The organism is Lentzea alba, from assembly GCF_047445655.1.
Lineage (GTDB): Bacteria > Actinomycetota > Actinomycetes > Mycobacteriales > Pseudonocardiaceae > Lentzea > Lentzea alba_A.
The window spans coordinates 300,288-322,364 of the sequence record NZ_JAJAEG010000008.1; the positions used below are offsets into that span (position 1 = coordinate 300,288).

Genomic DNA, 22,077 nt, shown 5'->3' on the forward strand with positions numbered 1-22,077 from the left:
CGTGCCGCTGCACCCCCGGATCCCCAGGCTGCCCGGAGCTTGTATCCGTTCGATATCCACGCACGGGGACGGGCGGATAGCGGGGGTGGACAATTCGGGTGTGAACGAGGTCGGCATCGGTGTACTCGGGCCTCTTGAGGTGCTGGTCGACGGCGCTCCTCGCACGCTCGCCGGACATCGTCAGAAGCGGCTGCTGGCGTTGCTCCTGCTCCGCGCGAACACGGCCATGTCGCCCGACCAGGTGATCGACGCGCTCTGGGACGACGAGCCGCCCGCGACGGCTCGGAGCCAGGTGCGCAACGCCGTCGCCAGGCTCCGGCGCGACCTCGGCAGCGCCGGTGCCGCTGTGGTGACCGACTCCGGCAACTACCGCCTGTGCGTCGACGACGACCAGGCCGACGTCCTGCGGTTCTCCCGCGCGGTGAAGCGCGCCCGCGAACTGGCCCGTGCCGGGGCGAACGACGACGCCGTCGAGGCCGTGCGCGCGGGCCTGTCGCTGTGGCGGGGTACCGCGTTCGCCGGGCTGGAGGGCCGGGTGTTCGAGGCTGCGGCGGTGTCTCTGGCCGAGCAACGGCTCGCCGCCCAGGAACTGCTGATCCACCTGAGGGTGGCGACCGGCGACACGGCCGGCCTGGCCGCAGAACTGTCCGTGCTCACCGCCGAGCACCCGACCAGCGAGCCGTTGGTCGCGCAGCTGATGACGGCGCTGTGCCGTGAGGGCAAGCAGGCAGACGCGCTGCGGGCGTACGAACGGCTCCGGGGCCGCCTGGCCGACGAGCTCGGGATCGACCCCGGCCGCGAGCTGCGCGACCTGCACGAACGCGTGCTGCGCAGCGACATCGCGCTCACGACGCCTGTCGCCGACCCCGTGAAACCTCGATCCCTGCCACGCGATCTCCCGGACTTCACCGGCCGCGACGAAGAAGTCAGCAACCTCGTCGCGCTGGTGGAGAAGGCCTCCGACACCGCCGTGATCATCTCGGCGATCGACGGGATGCCCGGTATCGGGAAGACCACCCTGGCCGTGCGGATCGGCCACCTGACCCGGAGCCGGTTCCCGCAGGGGCAGCTGTTCGTCGACCTGCACGGCCACACACCTGGGCGGCGGCCGTTGGCACCGGACGCCGCACTCGACTTGCTGCTGCGAGGTGTCGGCGTACTGCCCGAACAGATCCCGGAGGGCCTCGACCGCCGCGCGGGCCTGTGGCGCTCGGTGATGGCCGACCGGCGGATGCTCGTCGTACTCGACAACGCAGCCGACACCGCACAGGTACGTCCGCTGCTCCCGGCCTCACCCCGTGCGCGGGTGCTGGTGACGAGCAGGCGCCGGCTCACCATGCTGGAGGGTGCGTCATCGTTCTCGATCGACGTGATGCCGCCGGACGACGCCGCCCAGCTCTTCTGCCGGGTCGCGGCCGTGCACCCTGCCGACGGGCGGGTCGCCGACGTGGTGGCGCTGTGCGGCCACCTGCCGCTCGCCATCAGGATCGCCGCGTCGCGGTTGCGCAGCAGGCCGCGGTGGACGGTCTCGGACCTCGCGGACCTTCTGCACAACGAAAGCCACAGGCTGACCGAGCTGTCCGCAGAGGACCGCAGCGTCCGCTCGGCGTTCACCGTTTCCTACAACAACCTTTCCGCTTCGACGCAGCGATCCTTCCGGCTCCTGGGCCTGTTGCCCGGAGGTGACTTCGGTGCGCACGCCGCCGGCGCCGCCATGGCCGTGGAGCTGCCCGACGCACGCCGGACGCTGGAAGAACTGGTCGACATCAACCTGCTCGTCAACCGCGCTCCGGGCCGCTACGTGTTCCACGACCTGCTGCGCCAGTTCGCCCGCTCGCTCTGCGCCGAAGACGAACGCGCTGAAGCGATCGGCCGCGTCGTGGAGTACTACCTCGACCTCGGCCACACCGCCGAACAGGTGGCACACCCGGTAGGGAACCAGGACAGGACAAGGGGCAATCACCCGCTGCCGGACCTGCGCACGGCACACGAAGTGCGATCGGTGATCGACACCGAACACCGCGCCATCGCCGAGCTGATCGATCTGGCCAGCGAGCACGGGCTGCCGGAAGAAACCGCCGAGCTGGCATCGGTGTTCGGGCCGGTCCTGCAGCGCCAGGGTTATGTGGACGAGGCGTTGGCCGCCTACGACTCCGGCCTCGCGGTCGGAGTTTCCCCTGAGGTAAAAGCGAACCTGTACCGGGGCCTCGGAAAATCTCTGAGCACCGCTCGTCGCTTGGCCGCCGCACTGCGGGCGCTGCACACGGGACTGGCGATCGAACAGGAGCTGGGCAACGTCCGCGGCACCGGCCGCGCGCACGTCAACCTGGGGATCGCGCACTACCGCCTGGGCCGTTACCTCCAGGCGCGCACCAGCTTCCTTCAGGCAGGCACGCTGTTCAACGAGGCCGGGACGCCGTTCGACAAGGCCGCGGCCCTGATCAACCTAGCCGCCACGCACACCGGTCTCGGCAACTACGCCGACGCCATCTCCGCCGCCACGACGGTGCTGGCGCAGTCCGCTGTTCTGGACAACCCGCACGTCGACGCGGTGGCCTTCTACAACCTCGGCCTCGCCCTGCTCTGCCGTGGAGAAACCGCCGCCGCGCTGGAGAACCTCGAGAAGTCGAAGGCGATCAGCCATCAGATCGGCGCGATCGAGATCGAGGGCCGCGCCCTCTACACCATCGCGGACGCCCACCGACAACAACGCAACTTCACCGCCGCCCTGGACGGAGCCCGCGAGGCACTCACCCTCGCCCGCCGCACAGGCAACCGCGACATCCAGAGCCACGCGCAAGTGATCCTCGGCCGAACCCACCTGGACCTGGAAGCCCCGGCCCTGGCCTCAGAATGCTTCCACGAGTCGCTGCGACTGACCGCCCCCGACGGCGACAACTACACCGAAGCCAAAGCCCACGAAGGCCTGGCCCGCATCGCCCACGCCAACCACGACGTCCCCAGCGCAAAACACCATTGGCAAGAAGCATTGACCCGAGCCCGAGCCGGCGGCCTACCAACCCGCGAACACTACGAACAAAACTTGACCAACCTCACCACCACACCCACCCCCCACCCAAAATCCTGACCAACCACCACAATCCCGGCTCACAAGCCCAGGAATTGGCCCACTTCACCATCAAGAGACCGGTCATTCCACAACAGTCCACTGTGGCCATTCGGAAGTCACGCCAGCCCGACATGCCGCTAAGGACGGGTCGAGCGAAGCGACGACCCGAAGCGGGGGTCCGGGGGCGCAGCCTCCCGGCTGGGGTCTGGGGGCTCGGCCCCCAGAAAACACTCGAAGGGCGAGGTGGTCCGCGCTTTTTGCGGACACACCTCGCCCTTCGACCTTCGATGCCCCCGGTGCGGCTCCGACAGGAAGCACACGGTCGCGCGACCTGCAGAAGCAGGCGCTACCAGCCGAAAAAAGCTGCCAAGACCGCTGGTCATCGCCATCCGGGTACCACTCGTGATGGAGCGCAGGGCGACAACCGCAGCCGCAACTGACCACCATGGCCTGGTGTGATGTTGCCCGAGATTGCACGCCCTGACGCTGACACCCGCCAGGCAGCCAGTTGGACCAGACCGACCGCGCCCGTTCAGCCGACGCCGAGCGATGCAGCGGCAACAATCTCCCGGTCGGCGCAATCACGCGTGTGCCCGACGCGCGATGCATGGGGTTTGTCCGCGACATGCGCAGCGTGGGCGTCCAGTCAGACGGCATCACCAAGGCGTAAGCAAGCGAAGGTCCCGCAGACACCAATCAGCCGGATGGCTGGTGCCACCAGCATCTACCGAGATAGAACCCAAGATCGCCCGCCAACCTGATACCCGCAGGTCAGCGAAAGGTTTGACAACAGACTCGGCCGACGGCTTCTCCGATCGGCCGCTTACATCACTTACGAGGACATCATCCAGGAAACTCACCTCGCGCTTACGGTCCTCGACACAAGCAACATTGAGGTTCAGCTCATGATTCGACTCATATTGACTATATCGCTCTCGACGTGATACCGAAGTTTGTATCGACGCCACATACACCCGACCAAGGGGCATAGATTCGCGCCCAAAGAGCTCCTGAAGCGGCGCCTGACTTGACCACTCGCGCCCAGATCTGACTCGATAGCATCGACGATTTCCACCCCTTGAAGCGATTGAGCCCAGCGCCGTCGCCGCGTCTAGGAGCATGAGACTTGACAACCTTCAACTCAACAGACATGAAACTTGACAAGAAGGCACAAGACCTCCTGTTCCGACATGCGCGTACTGCGACTGTTTTTCAAGACACATCGGTGCCGGAAGAGCAGATTCAAGCGATCTACGATCTGGTCAAACATGGCCCGACCTCAATGAACCAGCAGCCTCTGCGCGCTGTTCTGGTGCGTTCGACCGAGGCGCGCGAACGGCTTGTCAGGCACATGTTCGACAACAACAAGCCGAAGACCCTTGCCGCGCCCCTGTCGATCATTCTGGCTGCCGACCTCGAGTTCCATCAGAAGCTGCCAGAGCTCTTCCCAGCAGTACCTCATGCCAAGGAGATGTTCTCCGAGCCAGCCATCCGCACCGCCTCCGCGACGATGAACACGGCTATTCAGCTCGGATATTTTATCGTGGGCGTGCGCGCCGCAGGACTCGCAGCAGCGCCGATGTCCGGTTTCGACCCCAAGACCCTGAACGCGGAGTTCTTTCCGGACGGTCGGCTGGCGGCGGTCGCGGTCATGAACGTCGGTATTCCCGCCGATGGATCTCCAGCTCACCCCCGGTTGCCCCGGCTCGCTTACGAAGACGTCTTCACGACAGTCTGATCTCGAGATGAACCTCTCCACTGAAACAGCTGTCGAGCCCATAGCCGTAGTGAGCGCGGCATGTCGTTATCCAGGTGGCGTCGAGTCACCCGCGGACCTGTGGAAAGTGGTGCAAAACGAGATCTGCACAACTTCGGCGATGCCCACGGACCGCGGCTGGGATTTCAACGCCCTGTTCGCGGATAACGTCAAGCAGTCAGGAACCAGCAGCACGAAGTTCGGCCACTTCGTCGAGAACGGCGCTCACTTCGACGCCGAGTTCTTCGGCATGTCCGAGCGCGAAGCGAAAGCGATGCACCCCGCGCATCGGCTGGCCATGACTGTCGCCTGGGAAGCCGTAGAGCGGATGGGGGTCGATCCGCTCTCACTTCGCGGCCATGATGTCGGAGTCTTCGTGGGCGCTGCGAGTCCCGAGTACGCCATGCGGTGGCACGAGGCTCCCAACGATGTCCGCGGACGAGTGATGACCGGCACGACCTCCAGCGTCATGTCAGGCCGATTGTCCTACTTCTTCGGCTTCACCGGTCCATCCCTCACGGTCGACACCGCCTGCTCGGCGTCTTCGGTCGCGATCCACCTGGCGTGCCAGTCACTTCGCACCGGCGAGTCTGTTCTCGCGTTGGCAGGTGGTGCGTCCTACCACAGTCAACCGGGCACTTTCACCGAGTTCACCAAGCAGCGCGGCCTCTCACCAGACGGCACCTGCAAGGCATTCGCAGAAGCCGCCGATGGAACGGCGTGGGGAGAAGGGGCCGGCATGGTGGTCCTGGCCCGGCTGTCCGACGCGATCAGGATGAACTACCCGGTCCTCGCGGTGATTCGAGGAAGCGCGGTCAACTCCGATGGAGCAAGCAGCACCCTCACAGCTCCGAACGGCACCGCCCAGGAGCAGGTGATCAGGCGTGCGTTGACACAAGCCGGGTTGACCGCTGGTGACATCGACGCCGTCGAGGCCCACGGCACTGGCACCAAGCTGGGCGATCCGATCGAAGCCAAGGCTTTGATGGCGGTCTACGGCGAACGGGATGCGGCGGACCCGCTCTGGCTTGGATCGCTCAAGTCCAACATCGGCCACACCATCGCGGCAGCGGGCATTGGTGGCTTGTTAAAGATGATCATGGCGATCCGGGCAGGAGTGCTGCCGCGGACTCTGCACGTAGACAAACCGACCAGCAGGATGGACTGGTCCGCGGGCACGATCAGGGTGCTGCAGAAACAGCAGCCATGGCCACGAGTGGGACGCCCGCGCCGGGCGGCGGTGTCGGCGTTCGGCATCAGCGGTACGAACTCTCACATCATCCTCGAAGAAGCACCGGACCGCCATCAGGCCGTGGCGCACGATTCCTGCGAACCACTGCCGTGGGTGCTTTCGGGCCGGACGCCTGGTGCCCTGCGCCAGCAGGCAGCCCGGCTGTCAGCGTTGCTGACCGACCAACCAGACATGTCGCTACGAGACATCGGCTTCTCGCTGGCGACCGGCCGGACTCACTTCGATCACCGCGCCGCAGTGATCGGTACCACACCCGAGGACTTCCAGCGCGGCCTGGAAACCATCGTCCAGGAGAACCAGCACGACAATGACGAGCCCGGCACCACTGCTGTCGTGATGGGAGCTGAAGACCATCACGACGGTGTCGTGCTGGTCTTCCCTGGCCAGGGATCGCAGTGGACCGGTATGGCGGTCGAGCTGGCTGACGCATCGGAAATCTTCGCCGCACACCTGCGTGAGTGTGCCGACGCGCTCGCTCCGCACTGCGAGTGGTCACTGATGAACGTGCTGCGCCAGGAAGAAGGCGCGCCGTCGCTGAACCGAGTCGATGTCGTCCAGCCCGCGCTCTTCGCAGTCATGATCGCGTTGGCGCGCTTTTGGCAGTCGTGCGGTGTGCGGATCGCAACGGTCGTCGGGCACTCACAAGGTGAGATCGCCGCCGCTTGCGTCGCGGGCGCGCTGTCGGTCGAGGATGGCGCACGGATCGTCGTGACGCGCAGCAAGGTGTTGACAGCTCTGGACAACACCCATGGGATGGCTGCGGTGGCACTCTCCGCGGCCGAGACCGGACACGCGCTCAAAGAACACGTCGGGCTCGATGTCGCCGTCATCAACGGGCCCACCGCATGTGTGGTGGGCGGCCCCACCGCGGCGTTGGCCGCTCTGGTGGCAGAGCTTGACGAGAAGGACATCCCTGCTCGCGTTCTTCCTGTTGACTACGCAAGCCACACTGCGCAGGTCGAGCAGATCGAGTCTCTGCTGCTCGCTTCTTTCCCCGACCTCTCTCCTTCAACCTCAACGGTGCCGTTCTGCTCGACTGTCACCGGCGAGATCATCGACACAGCGTGCCTGACCTCGGAGTACTGGTACCGCAATCTCCGTAAGACGGTGCGATTCGACGAAGCTGTGCGCACGGTGCTCGACGGAGGTCATCGTGTGTTCGTGGAAGCGAGTCCGCATCCCACACTGGTACGTCAGATCATGGAGATCGCCAGAGACAACGGGGTCGACGACTGCGTCGTCATCGACTCTCTGCACAAGGAAGACGGCGGATACGGCAGCTACCTGCGCTCGTTGTGTCAGGCTCATGTGCACGGCATCCCTGTCGACTGGTCCGTGGTGTTCGCGAGTGGAGGCAATCGCGTCGAGCTACCGACGTATCCCTTCCAGAACCAACGGCTGTGGTTGGACGATCTGGACTCGCGCGGAGCATCCTCCGCAGGGCTGGACGGCACGGGTCACCCCTGGCTGAGTTCGGCGGTCACGCTCGCCGACGGCAGTGGTCATCTGGCCACCGGTCGCATTTCTCTGACCACCTCACCATGGCTCGCAGATCACACAGTGCACAGGCGGGCAGTACTACCGGGAGCGGCGATCGCGGAGATGATGATCACCGCTGGTCGGGCGCTCGACTGCGCCACACTCAACACGTTGATGCTGAGCCGACCGCTGGTCCTGCCTGACGAGGGCGCGCTGCGCATCCAGCTCCTCATCGGACAGACAACGGCGGAGGGACGGACAGCTCGGTTGTTCTCCCGCGCGGACGATGCTGCTGACGACGTACCGTGGAACGAGCACGCCACTGCGGTTCTCACCGTCGGCGACGCTGTGCGAGCGGACGAGCTCGCACTGCCTGACGGCGCCGAACGCGTTGACTCGGCGACGCTGTACTCAGGCCTTGCCGACTCTGGGATTGACTACGGACTGTCGTTCCGGCGGGTCGTCTCAGCACACCGGGCAGGCAATACCGTCTACGCCGACGTCTCGTTGCCCACCGAGCTACGCGGTGATCACACGCGCTTCAGCCTGCACCCGGTCCTCTTCGACGCCGCGTTGCATGCGGTTGGCTTTGCTGTGGACAACGAAGGTGATGGCACCGCCCTGTTGCCATTCGAGTGGTCGGGTATTCGCCTGAAGGCATCGGACACGATGCGACTGCGGGTACGGGTGGACGTGCTGGATGGTCGTTCATGTCGTGTGGTAGCCGCGGACTCGGCAGGAGTACCCGTGCTGTCCGTGGACTCGCTGACGGTGGCACCCTCGTCTGGTTTGCGTCTGGGCAGCGCGTCCGACTCGCTGCTGGTACCTCGCTGGCGTCCGATCGTCACCACAAGCCGGGAGAATTGCGAGTGGGTCGCGGTTGGCGCGGCTCCAGCTTCAGACCTCACCAGCTACCAAAACCTGGCGGAGGTGCGGGACGCCGTACCCGACGGATGTACCGCACCTGAGGTTGTGATCTTTCGGGTGGCCGCAGGCGACGATCACCGCGCCCCTGTGCTGACAGTGCTCAGTGTGCTGCGTGAGTGGCTGAACGACGAGCTTTTCGGCGACAGCAGGCTGATCGTGCTGACCAGCGGCGCAGTGGCAGCTCTGCCTCAGGACGTACCCGATCCGGGTCTAGCGGCGGTATGGGGTCTGGTCCGATCCGCGCAGTCGGAGAGTCCAGGGCGGTTCGTGCTCATCGACCACGATGGTCTCGGCGACACCACCGAACTGCTGCGCGAGGCTCTAGGTGCCGGAGAACCCCAGCTGGCGATCCGTGCGAGTGAAGTGCTTGCCTTCCGCCTGGAACGAGGCGGCGCAGCGGAAGGCGACGCCGCAGCTCGTTCAGCCTCGGGTACGGTCTTGATCACCGGCGGAACCGGAACACTCGGCGGGACGATCGCGAAGCATCTCGTCGCGCGGCACGGCGTCCGCAAGCTCGTGCTGACCAGCCGCAGCGGCCGTCAAGCCAACGGAGCCGACCATCTCGTCGCGGACCTGACCGCCGCCGGTGCCACCGTCGAGGTGATCTCCTGTGACCTCGCGCGGCGCGACCAGACCGAAGCCCTGCTGCGCTCGTTGTCCGCAAACCACGAGCTAACGGCAGTTGTGCACTGTGCGGGAGTGCTGGCGGACAGCCTGGTGGAATCGCTGACGGCTGACAAGATCGAGACCGTCATGGCGCCGAAAGCCGACGCGGCACGCCATCTCGACGAACTGACCAGGGACGCCGGACTCGGTGCGTTCGTCCTGTTCTCCTCGGCCGCAGGTGTTTTCGGCAGCGTGGGTCAGGGCAACTACGCGGCGGCGAACGCCTACCTGGACGCCCTGGCGCAGCGACGGCGCGCGGAGGGGTTCGTGGCGACGTCGCTGGCGTGGGGACTTTGGGAGCAGCGCAGTGCGCTGACCGCGAACGTCAGTCTTGATTCCCTCAGCAAGCTCGCGCCTGGCGTGCACATCGCGCCGCTCGTCACCGAGGACGCCCTGGAACTGTTCGATTCCGCTTGGTGCTCGGACGAAGCGGTGCTGGTGCCGGTGCGGTTGCAGGAGTCCCGCGAGCAGGAAGTCGCGGCTTCGATCCGAGGACTGGTGCGGAAAGAGAGCCGCAACGCTGTACCGGCGGAATCTTCCTCGCGGGTCTCGGAAGCGGTGTCATTGGAGCACATGGCCGGGCTCACCGACGCCGAGCGCGAAACCACGTTGCTCAACCTGGTGCTCGAGACCGCGGCAGCTGTGCTCGGCAAGGCCTCGATCACTCAGGTGGCTGCACGGAGGCCATTCCGTGAGCTGGGTATGGACTCGTTGAGCGCGGTGGAGCTGCGCAACCGGCTGAGCACCACGATCGGCAAACACCTTCCGGCAGCCGTGATCTTTGATCATCCCTCTGCCGCCAAGCTGGCCGGTTACCTCAACGGTCTTCTGGCGGGGCGTTCGGCTCCGAGATCAGACGCACCAGAGCCGAGCGGGCAATCATCCACCTCGAAGGCAACGAACGTGGAGGTCGACGAGCTGGACGTCGACGAGCTGATCGCCCTCTCCATGCGCACAGTCGAGAGCACGGAGGGCAATCGATGACTGCGGATCCAGCAGTGGTCGCCGCGCTGCGAAAAGCGTTGAAACACAACCAAAGACTGACCCGCGAAATCTCCGAACTGCGTGCACGAGAGGCTGAGCCGATCGCCATCGTCGGCATGGCGTGCCGTATGCCGGGTGGCGTGCGTTCACCGGAGGCTTTCTGGAGAGTCATCGCCGAAGGCACCAGCGCGATCGGCCCGCTGCCGACAGATCGCGGCTGGGACCTCGACACGCTGTACGACCCGATCCCCGGCACGCCACGGCACAGCTACGTCCGGTCAGGGGGGTTTCTCGACAACGCGGGGAGCTTCGACCCTGCTCTCTTCGGTATCACTCCCAAGGAGGCGACCGCAATCGACCCCCAGCAGCGGCTGCTGCTCGAAACCGCCTGGGAAGCCCTCGAGAACGCGGGCATCGTCCCAGCTTCGCTGAACGGCACGGCGACCGGTGTCTTCGTCGGTGTGCTCAACTCCGACTACTACGCGGCCACGAAAGGTGTGCCGGACGGTTTCGCCGGTTACTACATGACAGGCGGCGCGACGAGCGTCGCATCGGGACGGATCTCCTACACCCTCGGTCTGGAAGGTCCCGCCGTCACGATCGACACGGCCTGTTCGTCCTCGCTGGTGTGCACACACCTCGCCGCCCAGGCGCTGCGCCGCGGTGACTGCCGGCTTGCACTGGTCGGTGGCGCCACCATCATGTCCACACCCGAAACTCTCATCGAGTTCAGCGTCCAGCGCGGGCTGGCGGCCGACGGGCGCTGCAAAGCGTTCTCCGCGGACGCCGACGGCACAGTGCTCGGCGAAGGCGCCGGCATGCTCGTTCTGGCCACAGAATCCTATGCGACGGAACAGGGATATCCGATTCTCGCGCTGGTGCGCGGATCCGCGATCAACCAGGACGGCGCGAGCAACGGTCTGACCGCACCGAACGGCACCGCACAACGCAGGTTGATTCAGGCAGCACTCGATGATGCCGGACTCGATGCTCTGGATGTCGACGTCGTGGAGGCTCACGGAACCGGCACCACGCTCGGTGACCCGATCGAGGCAGGTGCGCTGCTGGACACATACGGCCAGGGCCGCCCGGAAGACCGGCCGCTGTGGGTCGGCACCCTGAAATCGAACTTCGGGCACCCGCAGGCCGCCGCGGGTGTAGCCGGGATGATCAAGATGGTGCTGGCCATGCGGACCGGGACCATGCCCGAGACGTTGCACGCGAGCGTTCCTACCGATGAGGTCGACTGGGACTCGGGAGCAGTGAGGCTGCTCGACCGAGCGCGTGAATGGCCAGCGGCGGACGGACGCCCCCGCCGAGCAGGTGTGTCATCCTTCGGCATCAGCGGAACCAACGCTCACGTTCTGCTGGAAGCGGCTTCCGATCCTGTCGAGAACCGAGAACCGATCACGTCCCCAGCCGTTCCGCTGGTCTTTCCTCTGTCCGCTGTCGACAGTGACGCCTTGCGAGGACAGGCGGCACGCCTGTGCGTTCACGTTGAGGAACACTCCGAACTTCCCCTCGGCGATGTGGCCCATTCGCTCGCCACCGCGAGGACCAGATTCGACGTGCGAGCCGCGGTGGTGACACAGGACAAAGCCGGGCTGGTGCGCGGCCTCACCGCTCTGGCAGAAGGCCTGCCGCGTGCGGACGTCGTCACCGGAAAGGCAGATGTCGGCGAGACAGCATTTGTCTATTCAGGACAGGGGTCTCAGCATCCCGGCATGGGAACGCAGCTGTACGAGCAGTTCCCGGCCTTCGCGAGCTCGCTGGATGCCGTGTGCGCGGAGTTGGGCAAGCACATGTCGCACGACCTGCGGAAGCTGATGTTCGACGCGGAGTCCGACCTGGTGCATGACACCGCTTGCACACAGCCTGCCTTGTTCGCCTTTGAGGTGGCGCTCACCAGGTTGTTCGAGTCCTGGGGTGTGCGCCCCGGCTATTTGGTCGGGCATTCCGTGGGTGAACTGACCGCTGCGCACATCGCCGGCGTCTGGTCGCTGCCCGACGCCTGCACGGTGGTGGCTGCTCGCGCTCGGCTCATGGGGGCACTTCCCGCGGGCGGCGCGATGGCCTCGATCCAGGCCGGCGAGGACGAGGTTCGCGACGAGCTGGCCCGTTCCAGCTCCTCCGCGGTGGTGGCTGCCGTCAACGGCCCGGCATCAGTCGTCGTGTCCGGCGCCGTCGAAGCCGTCGAAGCTGCGGTGGCCAGTTGGAAATCGCTGGGGCGGAGAGCAAAGCGCCTGCGAGTCAGTCATGCGTTCCACTCTCCTCTCCTCGAACCGATGCTCGCCGAGTTCCGCTCGGTGGTCGCCGGAGTCAAGTCCAGCTCACCACGTGTCCCGGTGTTGTCGAACCTGACCGGTGATATCGCCGACGAACTCGGGTCACCGGACTATTGGGTGCGCCACGCACGCGAGACCGTGCGGTTCGCCGACTCGATCCGCCGACTGGCTCACCAACCGATCAGCGTGCTGCTCGACCTCGGTCCCAACGGTTCGGCCGCGGCGATGGCCGCGCAGAGCCTCGGCACCGACGGCGCACGGGTGATCCCCGCAATGCGTGGGACTGACTCCGCACCCGAATCGGTCGTGGCCGCGCTCGCACAGGCCCATGTCGCCGGCATCGAGCCGGACTGGCACGCGCTCTTCTCACCACTCAAACCAAGAACCGTGCCGCTCCCGACGTTCGCGCTTCGCACCGATCGTTACTGGTGGGACCACGCTGCGCTGGCCTTGGGCGAGCGGCCGCCCACCGGTGAGTCGATCACCGCGACCGAGCCTGTCCCCGAGACCGGCATGAGCACGGAACAGGTGGAGGCAATCCTCCTCGGGATCGTCGCCTCGGTAACCGGACACGGCGACCCGACCGAACTGAACCCGGAGGCTTCGTTCAACGAGATCGGCATCACCTCCGGCGGACTGATCGAGCTGCAGGGCAGACTGCGCGACTCACTCGGCCTGTCCTTGCCCACCGCACTCGTGTTCGAGCACGCCACGCCCGCAGCGCTGGCCAGGCACCTGGCATCCACCGCCGGGACCACGAAGCCGCCGGAGAGCACGCATGCTGAGTCGGTCCAGCTCATCGACGACGATGAGATCGCCATTGTCGGTATGGCGTGCCGCTACCCCGGCGGTATTGCTTCTCCGGACGATCTGTGGGATGTCGTGCGGAACAAGGTGGACGCGGTGTCGCACTTCCCGACCGACCGCGGATGGCCAGCTGAGGTGTATCCCGCCAGCATCAACGGCTCAGGCTCGTCATACACGAGAGAAGGCGGTTTCCTCGCCGAAGCAGCCGACTTCGATCCGTCCTTCTTCAGCATCTCGGAGCCGGAAGCGATGGCGATGGACCCGCAACAGCGACTGTTGCTGGAAACGTCGTGGGAAGCGTTGGAGCGCGCAGGCATCGACCCTCAGACGCTGTCCGGCAGCGCAACCGGTGTGTACATGGGAATCGCCATGCAGGACTACCAGCCGGAGGACGCGGCGGGTTATCGGGTGACCGGGCTGGCAACGAGCGTTGTGTCCGGCCGGATTTCCTACCTGCTCGGCACGCGAGGGCCAGCCATGACCGTGGACACCGCATGCTCGTCGTCGTTGACTGCGCTGCACCTGGCTGTTCGATCGTTGCGCAGCGGCGAGACGTCGATGGCTCTCGCTGGAGGTGCGACTGTGCTGGCGACCCCGGAGGTGTTCACCGAGTTCAGCCGGCAGGGCGGCTTGTCGTCGAACGGCCGATGCAAGGCGTTCGGCGCGGCCGCGGACGGCACCGGATGGGCAGAAGGTGCCGGGGTGCTCGTGCTGGAAACAGTCGGTGCCGCTCGACGAGCAGGTCATCCGGTGCTCGCGGTCGTCCGTGGCAGCGCTGTGAATCAGGACGGGGCGAGCAACGGACTGACCGCACCGAACGGCCTTGCGCAACAGGATGTGATCCGGCAGGCGTTGTCCGACGCCCGGCTCTGCGCGCGTGACGTTGACCTGGTCGAGGCGCATGGCACGGGAACGCGCCTGGGCGACCCTGTCGAGGCCAACGCTGTCATCGCGACGTACGGAGCGGAGAGAGACGAATCCAGGCCGGTGTGGCTGGGTTCACTCAAGTCGAACATCGGGCACAGCCTGGCCGCCGCAGGCGTAGGCGGGGTCATCAAAGCGGTGCAGGCGCTCCGTCACGCGACGTTACCGCCGACGTTGCACGCAGAGCAGCCGACGACGCAGGTCGACTGGTCGTCCGGCACCGTGCGGCTGCTCACCGAGAGCAAACCGTGGACCACGCGTTCCCAGCCGCGCCGCGCAGCGGTCTCGGCGTTCGGCATGAGTGGAACCAACGCTCATGTGATCATCGAAGAGGGAGACCCGGCCAACGCAGCGAGCGGCCACACCACTGGCCAGGTTGCAGAGGTCTCGTGGCCGATCTCCGGACACACCGAGGCTGCGCTGCGAAGCCAGGCTCGGAACCTCCACGACCACATCGACGCGCATCCCGAGCTGGACATCGCCGACATCGCTTGGACGCTGGCACGCAGGTCGCTGCACAAGCACAGGGCCGTTGTCTCCGGACATGATCGTGCAGCCCTCCTTGACGGGATGCTCGCGGTCGCAGATGGTCGCGCTGCGGAGCAGGTTGTGTCCGGTGTCGCGCGTAGGCGAAACTCGATCTTCGTCGGCCGCGGTTCGCCGGATCGGCTGCGGGTCTGGTCAAACCACGGCATCAGGCCTCGACCGCTGCTGACGAGCTCAGCCGATTCCGAGTTCGCCGGTGCGATCGGCCGCAAGGACGCGTTCGTCGTTCTGCTCACCGGGGATCAGCCGGTCGAGCGAGAGTTGAAGAGCCGCGACGTTGCGTTCGTCGTGGACGTCGATGGCTCGCGCGCGTTGGCGCGAGCCCACGTCATGGGCGTCGATGTCGACTGGCGAGCAGGCTCAGACCTGGGATCGCTCGTCGACCTTCCCTCCTACCGCTTCGAGCGCAAGCGGTACTGGGCCATGCGAGCTCACAGCAGCTCCGAGCAGCCTGCACCTGTTGCCGAGCCGGTGCAGGCGACTGTCCCGCCCACTGTCCATCCAGGACGGGCGAGCTGGACCCTCGACGACCTGACGTCCGTCGTGCTCGGTCACACCGCGCGACTGCTCGAGGTCGACGTCGCAGACGTAGATCCCACCGAAGGCTTCTTCCAGTTGGGTATGGACTCGCTGTCCGCCACGGCGTTGCGTCGCGCGCTGGAGTCCGATCTCGGCACCGACCTGCCGGCGACAATGCTTTTCGACCAGCCCAACGTCGAGGCGCTGACCTCCGCGTTGATGGACGTGCTGGCGGCCCCGAAAGACCAGCTCATCACCGCTCCCATCGGCACCCCCATAGCGACAGAGGTGGCGAGCGAACCCGCAACGCTGCCACCGATGAGCGATCTCACGGAGAACGACCTGTTGATCATGTTGACCGCCGAGATCGACCGCTCGGCGTCACTCAGGAAGAGGGTGTCCGAGTTCTATGGCTGACCTGACACAGGACGTCCTCGTCAAAGCCCTGACCGAGATCCACCAGCTTCGCGGCGCTCTCGAGGTGAGCGAACGTGCTCGTACGGAACCCATCGCCGTGATCGGGATGGCATGTCGCGTACCGGGTGCGGACACTCCCGAGAAGTACTGGGAGCTGCTGAACTCAGGAACCAATGTCGCATCGGAACCACCTGTCGGTCGCCAAGACGCCGCCACGAACCAGTGGCGAGGCGGGTTCGTCGATGACATCGACAAGTTCGACGCGGCACACTTCGGCATCTCACCGCGCGAAGCAGCGCACATGGATCCGCAGCAGCGCATGTTCCTGGAGGTCGCCTGGCAGGCAATGGAAGATGCCGGTATCGCGGCGGAATCGTTGTCCGGGAGCAGGACCGGCGTGTTCGTGGGCGTCACCGGGTTCGATTACACCCATCTCGCAATGGGTGGCCTCAATCCGTCCGATCTTGACGGTTACGTGCTCACCGGGACGGCATCGACGTTCACCGCGGGGCGACTGGCCTACTGGCTGGGTCTGCGGGGACCGGCGTTCTCGGTCGACACCGCCTGCTCGTCCTCACTGGTGTCGGTTCATCTCGCCTGTCAGAGCCTGCGGGCAGGGGAATGCACCACAGCGCTCGCCGGTGGAGTCAACGCACTCCTGGCGCCAGAGGCCTTCGCCGTGCTCGACAAGGCGAACATGCTCGCGGCCGACGGCAGGTGCAAAACGTTCGACAGCGCCGCCGATGGATATGGCCGATCCGAGGGATGCGGGGTGGTCGTGCTCAAGCGGCTCTCCGCCGCACTCGCCGATGACGACCGGATCCTCGCCGTCATCCGCGGCTCCGCGGTCAACCAGGACGGACGTAGCAGCGGTATTACCGTGCCCAACGGGCACGCTCAGCAGGACGTCATCCGCAGGGCGTTGGCAGCAGCTGATGTCCCGGGCTCCCGCGTTGGGTACGTCGAGACTCACGGCACAGGAACCGCTCTCGGTGATCCCATCGAGGTCAACTCCATCAACGCGGTGCTCGGGCAGGACCGTCCACAGGACAAACCTGTCCTGCTCGGCGCCGCGAAGGCCGTCGTCGGGCATCTGGAGTCGGCGGCCGGCATCGCGGGCCTGATCAAGACAGTGCTCGTGCTGGGCAAGCAAACGATCCCGCCGCTCTCGCATCTGCGCGAGGTCAACCCGGAGATCGGACTCGACCGTCTCGCGGTCGAGCTCCCCACCACCGCTGTCGAATGGCGACGACACGACGCCCCGTTGATCGCGGGCGTCAGCTCTTTCGGCGCAAGCGGAACGAACTGCCACATGATTCTGGAGGAGGCACCTGAGCCTCCTGAGCGAGAGCGGACGACAGATCGATCCGAACACCTCGTCGTGCTGTCGGCGCGTACCGGCGAAGCGCTCATGGAACAGGCGCGGCGGCTTAACGGTTTCGTGACCGGGAACCGCGTGGACCTGGGCGATCTCGCGTTCACCTTGAACACCGGCCGCTCCCGGTTCGGCAAACGGCTCGCTGTTCGCGCGGCAACCCTCGAGGACCTCTCGAAACGCCTCGCGCAGTACCTTGACGGCGAGCAGTCACCAGGCCTGTGCACGGGAACCGTTAAGCCAGGAGTGCAGCCGAAGATCGCCTTCTTGTTCACCGGGCAGGGTGCCCAGTACACGGGGATGGCTAAAGAGCTGTACGCCACGGAGCCAGGTTTCCGCGCCGATCTCGACCACTGCGACGCGGTACTGCACGACCACCTCGGAGGATCGCTGCTGGAAATCATGTTCGGCTCCGATGAGGAGCTCCTCACCCGTACTCGCTACACGCAACCCGCGTTGTTCGCGACCCAGTACGCGCTCGCCCGCCTGTGGCGCCGCTGGGGCGTGCGGCCGGCGGTTGTGCTGGGTCACAGTGTCGGCGAGTACGCTGCGGCCTGCGCCGCGGGAATCTTCACCGTCGAGGACGGACTCGCTGTCATCGCGGAACGCGCCCGGTTGATGGACGCACTACCTTCCGGTGGCGCGATGGCGTCCGTGTTCGCTTCTCCCGAGCAGGTGGCCGAGGCCATCCGAGGGCGCGAGCACGAGCTGGTGGTCGCCGCGATCAACGGCCCTCGCCAGGTGGTGTTGTCCGGCACCGAGGCCGCGCTGGCCGAGGTGTCGGCTCAGCTCGAACAGGATGGAGTGCGTGTCAAACGCCTCGCGGTGTCGCACGCGTTCCACTCGCCGTTGCTCGCGCCGATGCTGAACGACTTCGAGAAGTACGCGGCCGGTATCAACTACCAAGCGCCCACGACCACCCTCGTGTCGAACGTGACAGCCGAGGTTGTTCCGGACAACATGGTCGACGCGTCTTACCTGCGTGAGCATGCTCTGCGGCCGGTTCGGTTCGCGGACTCCGTCGCCACCGCGATCGGTCTGGGCTGCCAGGTGCTGATCGAGATCGGTCCCTCGCCGCACCTCATCGGCATGGTGCAGGACCACCTCGGCGATGCCGGGCCCCGCCTGGTCCCGTCGCTGCGTCGGGGTCGTGGCGACTGGCGAACGCTCCTGCGCGCACTCGGTGAGGTCGTCACCGCCGGTGCGAACGTCGACTGGAACGCGTTCGACGCTCCATTCGCACGCCGCCGGATCTCGTTGCCGACCTACCCGTTCGAACGTAAGCGACATTGGTTCACACCCACCAGCCGGGACACGGTCCCGCCGCCGGCTGCCACCGACAGGACTCTCATCGGGATGAGGCTGTCGTCCCCGCTTCCGATCGAGCAGTTCCACGCCGAGCTGAGCACCGAGGTCCACCCCGCGCTGGCGGACTGCGTGTCCGGCGATACCACCATCGTCAACGCGGGCTTCTTCCTCGAAGCCGTGGTACAGGCAACACAACAGCTGCACGGGACTTCGTCGGTCGTCGTCACGAACTTCGTCGTGCCCCAGGCTATTCTGGTGCCGCAAGATGGCCGGCTCACCACGCAGCTGGTGATAACGCCAGAACCCACCGGCGGAGCTTTCACCTACTGCAGCAGGAAGAACGACGAGTGGACGACCCACGCCCAGGGCTCCTACATCCTTGAAGGCCCACGTCGGCACGACCTTCGATCTGCGGAAATCGACACGATCATCGGTCGTTGCCCGGACACGATCAGCGGGCAGGCCTTCTACCGCGGGTTGTGGCGACGACACGTACAGCTCGGCCCTTCAGCGCAATGGCTTTCTCGTGCTGTGCGCCGCGACGGCGAGGTGCTGGCGTGGTTGCGGAAGGCGGACGACACCGAGCTTCAGAACGGATACCTCCTGCACCCCGGTATCGTCGACACCGCCTTTCAGTCGGTGTTCGCGTGCATGCCTACCGAATGGCCGCGAGAAAACGTACTGCTGTTGCTCGAGATCGAACACTACGAGTATCACGGCTGCAGCACCGCTGGAGTTGAGCTGCTGTGCCACACCGTGGTGCGCGACCTCAGCGTCACGTCCGGAACCCTCGTCGTCGACATCGCTCTGTTCGAGCAGAACGGCCGGTCCGTAGCCAGCTTCCGGGGCGTGCACCTGGCGACCACCGACCACACGACCATGCTCCAGGCGGTCACGTCCGCGAAGAGGCGGTTCCCGTCAGCACCAGTCGTGCCGTCGCCGGCTGGTAGCTCTTCGGCGGTCGCCGAGCTTCTCAAGGCGAATGACGAGGCAGGCGCGCGCACAGCCGCTCGCAAAGTGCTGGTCGAGAAGGTGTCCACAGTGCTCGGTATGCCGACTGACGAGATCGGCACCGACGTGGGTCTGCAGGACCTCGGTGTCGACTCGTTGCTCGCCGTCGAACTCAAGAACGCAACCTCGGCGGCGATCGGAACAGCGGTTCCGACATCGTGGTTTCTCGGCTCACCGACTCTGGCCGAGATCGAGGATCGCGTCATGGAGACGTTGCGAGCTCCTCGCGGTACCAATCCTGCAGTGGTCCGGCGCATCGGGCCTCGCGGCGTGCGAGTCGAGGAGCACGGCAGCGGTGTACCAGTCGTTCTGGTGCACGGCGGCGCGTTCGGCGGCCCGGAGTCCTGGCAAACGCAGCTCTCGCTCGCAGACAGGTGGCGCCTGATCATCGTGTCCCGTCCAGGCTATGACGGAAGCCCGGCGGAAGCAGGCGAGAACTACCTCGAGGATGCCGAGATCATCGCCGAGTTGCTGGAAGACGGAGCACATCTCGTGGCGCAGTCGTACGGAACTCTCGGTGCCATGCACGCGGCGGCGCGTCGTCCGGATGCGGTCCGTTCGCTCACGCTGGTCGAAAGTGCTGCGAGCGCGGTGGCGCGTGGACAGCGGGTTGTGGACGACTACGAACAACAGATGCGGGATCTCGTTGCAACGCAACGAGATCCCGAGAAGTTCTTTCGAACGATGTTCTCCATCATCGAGCCGGGTATGCGTTATCCCGATCCCCTGCCCGAACAGTTGGTGAGCTACGCGGCGCGCTCGTTGAGAGGATCGCTGTGGCCGTGGGAGGCCGAGGTGCCCTTGAGCGTGCTGCTCGCCTCCCCCTACCGAAAGGCGGTCATCAGCGGCGGCGAGCGTCCGTTGTTCGAAGCGGTGAGTGACGCGCTGGCAGACGCGATCAGTGGTGAGCGGATCGTGGTCCCCGGTGGGCACGGCACACAGAACACGGGCGCACCGTTCAACGAGATGCTCACCAAGTTCTTCACTGGCGCGGAGGAACAGCAGTGAACACCTGTGAACTTCCTTCCAGCACAACGGTCGTTATCGTGGGTGGTGGTCCGGTGGGGCTTGCAACCGCCGTGGAACTGGGAACGAGAAATGTCGAGTGCGTCGTGCTGGAGCCCCGGACGGAGGTAAGCCCGCTCCGCCCGCGCGCCAAGACGTCCAGCGTGCGCACGATGGAGCACTTCCGCCGTTGGGGAATCGCCGACACGGTGCGAAACCGCGCCTCGCTGCCAGTGCGCTGGTCTCAGGACGCCGCGGTGTGCGCTACCCTTCTGGGCCCCGAGATCACGAGGTTCACGGACTGCTTCGGACTGATGCCCGAGCCGCACCCGGACTTCGCGGAATCAGGACAGCAGGTCGCGCAACCGGTCGTGGAACAGGTGCTCCGGGAGAAACTGACCGAACTGCCCTCCGTCACCTTTGCCGCAGGCTGGTCATTGCGTTCGCTGGACGAACACAGCGACGCTGTGGTGGTCGATGCGGTAAGCGCTGATTCAACGATCCACCGCATCACGGCTCAGCACGTCGTCGGCTGCGACGGCCCGACCAGCCCGACGCGCAACGCGATCGGAGCGCGGCTGACCGGTTCCATCGACGGCAAGACCAACGTCACGATCGTCTTTCGGGCACGCGGCCTGGCACAGCGGGTTCCCCACCAGCCCGCCGTCCATTACTGGATCTTCGCTCCCGGGATTGCCGGAGTGCTCGGCAGGTTCGACCTGGAAGACACGTGGTGGGCAGGCACCAGCGGCGCTTCGCAGGCTGAACCCGCGCGACTGGTGCAAGAACTGCTAGGTGAGCCGACCGACATCGAAGTGTTGTGTGTGGACTCCTGGCAGGCGCGGATGCAGCTGGCAACCTCGTTCCAGACCGGACGAGTGCATCTGGCAGGGGACGCCGCGCATCTGAATCCGCCTTGGGGCGGGCACGGGTACAACACCGGCATCGGCGACGCGGTGAACATCGGATGGAAACTGGCGGCCGTGACGCAAGGCTGGGGCGGCCCTGATCTCCTGCAGAGCTACGAATCGGAGAGACGCAGGGTCGCCCAGCGCACAATTGAGGCGACGACACGCAACATGCGCGCGATGCTGGGCCTGCGAGCCAGCGCAACCGAGCAGAAGGCAGACACGCACACCGCGTTGGCGGTCGCAGTGCAGCACGCGATGAGGACCGAGTTCCACAGCCTGGGCTTGGTGCTCGGCAACGACTACTCCAATTCGCCCATCGTGTTTGCCGACGACACTGCACCGCAACGTGCAGACGAGGACATCACCACGCATGTCGCGTCGACGCGGGCAGGCAGGCGCCTGCCTCACGTTTGGCTCCCTAGTGGACAGTCTGCATACGACCTGCTCGGCGCAGGACTGACACTCCTTCACCGTTCTTCGAGGTTCGGCGCCTTCGTGGACCATGCTCGTGAGCGGGGTATTCCAATCGCCGAGGCCGAGCTACCGCCGGCGGCCGTGTATGACGATGTGGAAGCGCTTCTTGTGCGCCCCGACCAATACATTGCGTGGCGGGCACAGGAAGGCGACAACTCCGACCATCACCCTAAGGTGGTTCTCGATCGAGTTCTCGGCCACAGGGATTCGTGAACACCAGAGCATGGGATGTCGGCACGCGAGTTCGGCCGCTGCCCGATCTACCCCGAGCCTGCTCGTGGGACTCGGCGACGCCGAGCTCCACGGCCTCGAGGATGGGTGCCGTGTAGATCCCGTTCATGGCTATGGCGATCTTCTTGCG

At 65.7% G+C, this 22,077-nt stretch carries 5 protein-coding genes and 1 pseudogene; all 6 read left to right on the forward strand.

The window, feature by feature from the left end; all coding sequences use genetic code 11:
• The first annotated feature begins 100 nt into the window (after window positions 1-100).
• The 6 genes and pseudogenes from LFM09_RS15855 to LFM09_RS15880 all read left to right on the forward strand — a co-directional run bounded on the left by LFM09_RS15855 (window position 101) and on the right by LFM09_RS15880 (window position 21,929).
• A complete protein-coding gene (locus LFM09_RS15855; RefSeq protein ID WP_414097199.1) occupies window positions 101-3,088 on the forward strand; it encodes a BTAD domain-containing putative transcriptional regulator in 2,988 nt (995 codons plus the stop codon).
• Window positions 3,089-4,220: 1,132 nt separating this feature from the next.
• Window positions 4,221-4,808, forward strand: coding sequence for a malonic semialdehyde reductase (locus tag LFM09_RS15860; RefSeq protein WP_414097200.1), 588 nt, complete (start codon window positions 4,221-4,223; stop codon window positions 4,806-4,808).
• Window positions 4,744-10,134: a type I polyketide synthase gene (locus LFM09_RS15865; RefSeq protein WP_414097201.1), complete on the forward strand. Its 5,391-nt coding sequence runs from the start codon at window positions 4,744-4,746 to the stop codon at window positions 10,132-10,134. The genes LFM09_RS15860 and LFM09_RS15865 overlap by 65 nt, the downstream gene beginning before the upstream one ends.
• Window positions 10,135-10,217: 83 nt before the next feature.
• Window positions 10,218-15,632: pseudogene (locus LFM09_RS15870) on the forward strand (beta-ketoacyl synthase N-terminal-like domain-containing protein); the annotation flags it as partial.
• Window positions 15,625-20,334 (forward strand): alpha/beta fold hydrolase, encoded by a 4,710-nt coding sequence (locus LFM09_RS15875; RefSeq protein ID WP_414097202.1) that lies wholly within the window; start codon window positions 15,625-15,627, stop codon window positions 20,332-20,334. The pseudogene LFM09_RS15870 and the gene LFM09_RS15875, both read left to right, overlap by 8 nt.
• Window positions 20,331-21,929 (forward strand): FAD-dependent monooxygenase, encoded by a 1,599-nt coding sequence (locus LFM09_RS15880; protein ID WP_414097203.1) that lies wholly within the window; start codon window positions 20,331-20,333, stop codon window positions 21,927-21,929. Before LFM09_RS15875 ends, LFM09_RS15880 begins: the two co-directional genes overlap by 4 nt.
• The last annotated feature ends 148 nt before the right edge of the window (window positions 21,930-22,077 follow it).

What these genes read in the sequence shown, in the direction of transcription:
- LFM09_RS15860 (WP_414097200.1), top strand. Translation starts at nt 4,221, where the DNA reads ATGAAACTTGACAAGAAGGCACAAGACCTCCTGTTCCGACATGCGCGT.
- LFM09_RS15865 (WP_414097201.1), top strand. Translation starts at nt 4,744, where the DNA reads ATGGATCTCCAGCTCACCCCCGGTTGCCCCGGCTCGCTTACGAAGACG.
- LFM09_RS15875 (WP_414097202.1), top strand. Translation starts at nt 15,625, where the DNA reads ATGGCTGACCTGACACAGGACGTCCTCGTCAAAGCCCTGACCGAGATC.